Below are 7,702 nucleotides of genomic sequence, written 5' to 3'. Positions count from 1 at the left end.
ATACTGGGATAAAGCCATTTAGAAACATATTAAATTTTATATTATTTCATCCGTCAACTTGACAGGGCCTAGTACATTGTTGAAACTTTTTTTCATTATTTAATGTATCGAACTGCGGTACCATATGCGGCAACTGATTGCATATCTTGACCAATTGAACCGGAATCAAAACGCATCATAACAACTGCATCAGCACCCATGCTTACTGCATTGTCGCGTAAACGATCAATAGCAGTATCTCTTGATTCAGCCATCATTTCTGTGTAGGCCTTAATTTCGCCACCGACAATATTTTTAAGACTGGCACCAATGTTTTTGATAACATTTTTAGATTGTGTTGTAAGGCCAAAAACTTCCCCAATTACTTCATATTCTCTACCCGGAATACTTTCCGTTGTAACGACTAGAATTTTATCTGACATCTATAAAACCTCCCTTTATTAGTATCTTCATAGTAACATAGTTACTTTATAAGAGACTGCAGATTTGAACTGATTATTTTGTCTCTTGGAGGACTTTAATTGTTTTAACTTTAACATTAGTTGTAGGTTTATCACTTGAATTAACTGCAACTGCGGCAATTTTATCAACAACATCCATCCCTTTGATAACTTGACCAAAGACAGTATAAGTACCATCAAGTGAAGGTGTGCCACCATTTTTGTATGCATCAATAATTTTTGACGGTGTGCCATCTTTAATATCAGCACTGGTACTTACATCTTGGTTATTTTGAACAATGTAGAATTGACTACCAATTGAATCAGGTTCTGACGTTTGTGCCATCGCTAAAGCACCACGGATGTGGTAAAGGTTACTTGAAATTTCAGCACCGAATGTATGACCATAAATACTTTCGCCACCAGTACCATCCCCTTTAGGATCGCCACCTTGAATCATAAATTCGTTAATAACACGATGGAAGAGGGTATTATTATAGTACCCTTTTTTACTATGAGTAATAAAATTCTTCACAGCTTTTGGTGCATATTCCGGGAATAATTTGATTTTGATATTTCCCTTTGTTGTCTGAATATCTACGACAGCTTCTTTTTTTGTTACTTTTGAACTAAGTTGTGGTAGTTCAACGTTTGACGCTACACTTGATGAAGAAGTAGTAGTTTCCGTATCATTTGTTGTTTCTGCATTTTGATGGTAGAAGAAGAACCCAATTCCCCCAAGAATAATGATAATAATTACTGCAATTAAACCAATCATTTTTTTGTTTTTCATATTAACCCCAAACTTTCTTTATTTAATTACTCTAGTTTAACGTACGAGGTAGAAGTTATACAAGTCTTAACTTAAACATCCAGTTTAGCGCTTGTATATAGTCATTATGATTGTTATATTTAACATATATAAATGGGGATGACTCACGGTTAAATGAGGATTTAATACTTATATGAACGTTATCAATTGTGAACGATATAAAAATTTACATAGTTAGAGGATTACAATACAATTATCGAAATGGATTAGTCAGATTTTGTATTGTTAAGAAAAGTAGTAGGGGGTTACGTTTTGTTAGTTGGTAATAAATTGGGAAATTTAGATTTATACATAGAAAAAATAATAAATAATGTCATGGCAAGAGATGTGACTCGTGTCACAGAATCGGGGATGGCATAATGGTAAAACAAAATAAGAAAGATAAAGAAAGATGGCGTCATCGGCATCCGTGGATTTTTAGAGTTATTGCAATATTTGGTGTTTTATTTTTATTAGGAGTTACGACGATAAGTATTTATATTGCGACAGTTATTAAGTCCGTGCCAACAGTTACAAGTCAGGAATTAATATCTGATGCCAGTTCAAATATGTATGATAAAGATGGCCAGTTAATTTGGTCTTCAGCGCTGAATAAACGAGTTTATGTTAAGTCAAAAGACATTCCTGAAACATATAGTAATCTGTTATTAGCAACAGAAGATCAAACATTTTACAAAGACGCGGGATTTTCGCCCTCCGGCTTATTTAATGCGGGACTTTCTTCCATTAAATCAGCTGTAGGTAAAGGGTCAGCTCGAGGTGGATCAAGTATTGAGCAACAGTTAATTAAATTAACTGTTTTTTCAACGAGTAATAAAGATCGGACTGTAGACCGGAAAATAAAAGAATTTTTCTTAGCGCAACAGTTATACCATAATTATAGTAAGAAACAGATTTTAGAGTTTTATGTTAATAAAATGAGTCTAGGCGAAGGATCATATGGGGCACAGACCATTTCAGAAACGTATTTTGGTAAAACTTTAAAACAATTGAGTATTAGTCAACAGGCAATTATAGCTGGATTGGGCCAAGCCCCTTCTACCTATAATTTATATTCAAACCCTAAAGCCGTTCAAACACGCCGAAATATAATATTAAAAACAGGGCTTGAGAATAAGGTAATTACAAAGAAACAATATAAAATTGCTGTCGCAGAATCAGTGACAAAAGATTTACAGAAACGCCATTGGATGGAAAATTCTGTTACAAAAAAAATTCTTGAAAATAATGCTTATGTTACTTCTGCCTTAGAACAAGTTAGCGATAAAGGGTACGATTTAGCTAAAACTCCATTACAAATTACAACAGCGCTTGATTCAAAGCAAAATGCGACTGTTAAAAAATTAGCTGATAATAAAAAATATTATCAAAATTCAGCAGAACAATCTGCAATTACAATTACAGATCCTAAAACGGGGAATATTGTTGCTCAATATGGTGGACGTCATCAAAAAACTGCCTTCAGTTATAATCGGGCAATTTCTACGCAGCGTTCGTCAGGATCAGGAATTAAGCCACTATTAGATTATGGCCCTGCTATTGAATACTTTGGGTGGGCAACCACACATGCCTTAGATGGCACTTCATATACTTATCCGGGAACTAATCTTGTTGCTCAGAATTTTGATAAAGTGAGTTATAAATCAATAACGATGCAAAACGCATTACGAGTTTCGGCTAATACACCAGCAATTAGAACGTTAAATACTGTTGGGAGTGCGAAGGCTAGCCAATTTTTAGCACAAGTAGGGATGGCTCAAAATAATGCACCTGCGGGGTCGCAGGCTATTGGACTCGATGTTTCTACCGAACAAATGGCGACAGCATATGGCACCGTTTCAAATGGCGGAACCTATCATGCGGCTCGTTACGTCACAAGTCTAAAATTTTCAGATAATAGTGTTAAAAAATATGAGGTAAATAGTAAACGTGCTATGAAGGCCTCAACAGCATTTATGCTAACGTCAATGATGGAAGGCGTACCTAATGCCGGTGGGACAGCGCCTTCTGCAAGAATTGATAATGTTCATCAGGCAATGAAGACAGGGACCGTCGGTTATTCTGCTTCATCGGGATTTCCAGCGAATGCAAATATGGATGTCTGGATGAATGGGTTCACTAAATCAACTTCTATTTCGATGTGGTTAGGGTATGATGAACCAATGAAAAAAGGACATTATATTACTGATGCTGCATCTGCAATGACAAATGTTAATTTATATCGTGACCTAATGGTACATTTTTCAAAAGAAAAGAATGCTGATAATAGTGAGTGGACAAAACCATCAACTGTTATACAATTGTCAGGAACTGGTCTTGCAGCTCAATATGAACCTAACGATAAAGTAGTAACGTTAGGCGTTAAAGAGCCAGAAAAAATTGATGTAAAAAAAGCTAAAATATATAAAACGTATTTGTCTAAAAAGATTGCTGAGGACACGTTAAAAATAAAATTAGAGGATCCTTCATATCACAAGAAACCTGAAGCATATAAAATTGGTTCATGGGAGCAGTCAACTCAGAAAAAATTAAATAATGTTCAGAAAAAATTAGACAAGGCTAATGATGGCATTAAGGCGGCTAAAGAGACGTTAGAGGGTGAATAAAAATGGAACCGAGATCAAGAGGGACAAAGCAAACAGGAAAAAAAACTGTTAACCGAGAAAATAAAGCAGATTTTAAACCAGAACAAGCTAGTCATAAATCGATACGACAATTTTTAAAGTGGGCGTATCGTATTTTGTTGTTTATTGCGGTTAGCTTGAGTATTTGGAGCGTCTATACGGTTATCAATCGGTATCAAATTAGTCTTGATTGGTCCAAAAATGATAATTCAAAATTAACAATGGCAAATCAAACGCCAGACTCACTCTACGACTCTAATGTTAAGTCTAAAGAAGCAAAACAAAAGTTTAATGAAATTTATGCAGATAGTTACAACATTAAAACAGAGGAGTTAACGACTAAAGCAACTTCAAGTGAAATGAAAAAATTAGATGATACATTATCAAATATTTCTAAGAATTCACGTGCTGATTACCAGACAAAATATGATAATTTATTAAAAAAAGTGAAAGTGAATTCATTATACCAAGATGTATTTGTTAAGGATGATGAACAAACAGTTAAAGTAAATGTGACCCCTGGAACGATTCAAAAATTGAATAATGAACAATTTGGGTACATTAATCAGTTATTGATTAATTCTTCAAATAAAGATCAATTTGCCAATCGAATTTATACACTACAAAAAAATTTGGCAAAAGATGCAATAGCAATAAACGGTGTAATGTCCATTGCCATGAAGACAGCCACGTATGACCCTTTGTCAGGTAATGTAGAAATCTTGAAAAAAAGTACAAGTCAGCAAATAGATGACTATACGAATGCTGTCAGTAAATTACACTATTCATGGAATAATCTTGCCTTTTTAAATCAAATTGAAGAAGTGATAGCTAAAGATTTAGCCACACAGACAGAGCAGTATCAGGTATTTGATGATTATAAAAAAGATCTTTCAGATAAGAAACAAGCCGATAAAAAGTTGGTTTCACTTGAAGAAACTTTATCTCATGCATTAAAAAAACAGGCTGAAGATAAGAAACAAGCTGAAATTTATATAAAAGTTCCTAAATTTGGATCTCAATCGGAAGCGCAAAAGTGGGCCAACAAAAACCATATAGAAATTGTATTTGTACAGAAATGGTCTGGGAAAAACATGATATTATCGGAGCCGAGTGAAGGAAACTTACTTAAGCGAACAGATAAATTAAAGGTAATTATCCAACACCAAAGTTATAAGGGAACTTCAGCAAATAAAATTTACTCGGGAGCAAGTAAAAAGTCATCCAGCGCATCAAGCCAGGAGGCAAAGGCAAGTTCTGTAGAAGAATCAAGTTCAACGGATGAAACAAGCTCTAGTTTAGAAGCCGACGCGTCATCAGATACAGCCGTAAGCAGTTCAGAATCAAGTGCTATTAGTAGTAGTACAAGCCAGGTAAGCAGTTCATCAGCTACTAAAATACAGTAAAAGTAGTTACAATACATTAAAATTGATGGTATTAAAATATATTACGAAAAAAAACTAAAAATATTCATATTATTTAGTTATACTAATGGAATATAAGACCGCTCAAAGTAGCAGATAAGATTATGATTTTCATTAAATTGGAAATGAAAGAGGAATAATATGAAATTATTGATGGTAGAGGATAATAAGGCAGTTTCTGAAATGATGTCGATGTTTTTTCAAAAAGAAAAATGGGACGTTCAGTACGCTTATGATGGTAATGATGCTGTTGCTATGTTTAATGAAGATCCGGATAGTTGGGATATGATTACGCTTGATTTGAATTTGCCTGGTATGGATGGCATGCAAGTCAGTTCTACGATTCGAAAAGTTTCAGCTAATGTCCCCATTATTATTTTAACGGCACGCGATACCGAAAGTGATCAAGTTCTTGGATTAGAAATGGGCGCAGATGATTATGTAACAAAGCCTTTTAGCCCAATAACATTGATTGCTAGAATTAAGGCCCTTCACCGCCGGGCAGAAAAACCAAGTGTTGGAACTGACGATGAAACAGAAAATGAAAGTACTAGTTTTGATATTGTCACAACTCACTTTAAATTAAGTACAGCTCGTCGAGAAGCATACTTACAAGACGTTTTAATTCATGATTTAACACCAAAAGAATTTGATTTGTTGAAAACGTTGGCCAATAAACCAAAACAAGTCTTTTCAAGAGAAAAACTATTGGAATTAGTTTGGGATTATGAATTTTTTGGTGATGAACGAACAGTTGATGCACATATTAAAAAATTACGTCAAAAAATTGAAAAAGTGGGTCCACAAGTTATTCAAACGGTGTGGGGTGTCGGTTATAAATTTGATGACTCAGGAGCTGGTTACTAATGAAGCTACTTTATCAGCAAATGTTAGCATTCTTCGCGGTTATTATTACATTGGTCATTGTATTTGGCGCTTTATTTTTAAATTTCACGAGTGATATGGTCTATAAAAATACATGGACACAATTGGAAGGTTACTCGGATAGTTTAATGTCAGAATCAATGGTTTTAAAAACAACCGATTCAAAAACGCAATTTAATTTAAACTTAAATAATTTAAGAAATGCAGAATTAATTTTAAAAACGCAAAATGTTCGATTTACTATTTATACTAAAAAATCTAAAATTATCTATCCTGATAATGCGGTACAGGACAATATTACAAGTGAGCAGTGGAAAAAATTGGAAAATGGTGAAGTTGTTCACCGTACACCGCATATTAATAGACAATTAAAAACAGATATGAAAGCAATTAATATGACCGATATTTTGAAACCTTATTTTTATAATGGTAAATTATATGCGGTTATATCGGTTGGAGCCAATGTTTCTAATATTCAATCCAATATGAGTCAAATGACTCAGAATTTGGTTATTGCGTTTATTGTCTCTGTTATCGCTGGAATTATTTTGAGTTATCTTTTAGCGAGATACTCTGTTTCTAGAATTAATCGATTGAGACGTGCAACTCGAATGGTTGCTGATGGTAATTTTGATGTGCATATCGAAAGTAGACATCGAGATGAAATAGATGATTTGGCACAAGATTTTGATGGCATGGTTTCTTCATTGAAAGAATCAGAGAAAGAAATAAAACGTCAAGAAGAACGTCGTAGACAATTTATGGCTGACGCTGCACACGAAATGCGTACACCGTTGACAACTATTAACGGACTACTTGAAGGGCTAGCATACGATGCAATTCCAGAAGAGAGCAAAGGGAAGAGCATTGAACTAATGCAAAGTGAAACTAAGCGATTAATCCGATTAGTCAATGAAAATTTAGACTATGAAAAAATTAGGACAAATCAAATTACGCTAGCACCAAGTAATTTTGATGCGGTTATTGTTTTGAATAACATCGTTGAACAACTAACAAAAAAAGCAATAGAAGCCGACGATAAGATTGAATTAAGTGTTCCTAAAAACTTAATGGTTTTTGCGGATTACGATCGATTTGTGCAAGTTATTTTTAACATTACGCAAAACGCCATTCAATTCACTCAATCAGGAACGATTCATATTTCAGCTGAACGTGGTTACCATGAAAGTATCTTTAGGATTACTGATACAGGTATTGGCATGACAAAAGACCAGCTAGAAAATATTTGGGAACGTTACTACAAGGCAGATCCATCTCGTAAGAGTACTAAGTACGGAGAATCAGGATTGGGATTATCAATTGTTCATCAATTAATGCAACTTCATAACGGAAAAGTTGAAGTGATGAGTACTGAAGGAAAAGGGACAACGTTTACATTGACGTTTCCAAATCAAGAAAATGAATAAATAGTTAAAAAATTATTAAAGAATGATTTCTATATACAAATAGAAATCGTTCTTTTTTGTGATATAGATG

The 7,702-nt window shown here is 34.1% G+C and carries 6 protein-coding genes; 4 read left to right on the top strand and 2 right to left on the bottom strand.

Annotation, left to right across the window (positions count from 1 at the left end; translation table 11 throughout):
- Positions 1–95: 95 nt before the first annotated feature.
- Together AC1RPJ_RS07215 and AC1RPJ_RS07210 are read right to left on the bottom strand one after the other, a co-directional pair.
- Complete coding sequence (locus AC1RPJ_RS07215; protein WP_409022267.1) at positions 96–422, bottom strand: heavy metal-binding domain-containing protein; 327 nt, start codon at positions 420–422, stop codon at positions 96–98.
- 73 nt (positions 423–495) lie between these two features.
- Positions 496–1,233 (bottom strand): peptidylprolyl isomerase, encoded by a 738-nt coding sequence (locus tag AC1RPJ_RS07210; RefSeq protein ID WP_481761937.1) that lies wholly within the window; start codon positions 1,231–1,233, stop codon positions 496–498.
- Between the two features lie 398 nt (positions 1,234–1,631).
- Between AC1RPJ_RS07210 and AC1RPJ_RS07205 the strand changes: the two genes are divergently transcribed.
- The 4 genes from AC1RPJ_RS07205 to AC1RPJ_RS07190 all read left to right on the top strand — a co-directional run bounded on the left by AC1RPJ_RS07205 (position 1,632) and on the right by AC1RPJ_RS07190 (position 7,632).
- Positions 1,632–3,878, top strand: a complete 2,247-nt coding sequence (locus tag AC1RPJ_RS07205; RefSeq protein ID WP_481761936.1) for a transglycosylase domain-containing protein — start codon at positions 1,632–1,634, stop codon at positions 3,876–3,878.
- A gap of 2 nt (positions 3,879–3,880) precedes the next feature.
- Positions 3,881–5,302, top strand: a complete 1,422-nt coding sequence (locus AC1RPJ_RS07200; protein WP_481761935.1) for a hypothetical protein — start codon at positions 3,881–3,883, stop codon at positions 5,300–5,302.
- Between the two features lie 159 nt (positions 5,303–5,461).
- Complete coding sequence (locus AC1RPJ_RS07195) at positions 5,462–6,187, top strand: response regulator transcription factor (protein WP_481761934.1); 726 nt, start codon at positions 5,462–5,464, stop codon at positions 6,185–6,187.
- Positions 6,187–7,632: a sensor histidine kinase gene (locus AC1RPJ_RS07190; protein ID WP_481761933.1), complete on the top strand. Its 1,446-nt coding sequence runs from the start codon at positions 6,187–6,189 to the stop codon at positions 7,630–7,632. The genes AC1RPJ_RS07195 and AC1RPJ_RS07190 overlap by 1 nt, the downstream gene beginning before the upstream one ends.
- Positions 7,633–7,702 lie beyond the last annotated feature (70 nt).

The organism is Dellaglioa sp. CoH-57-MRSF-17, from assembly GCF_056782015.1.
This window is presented reverse-complemented; position numbering and strand designations above follow the sequence as displayed.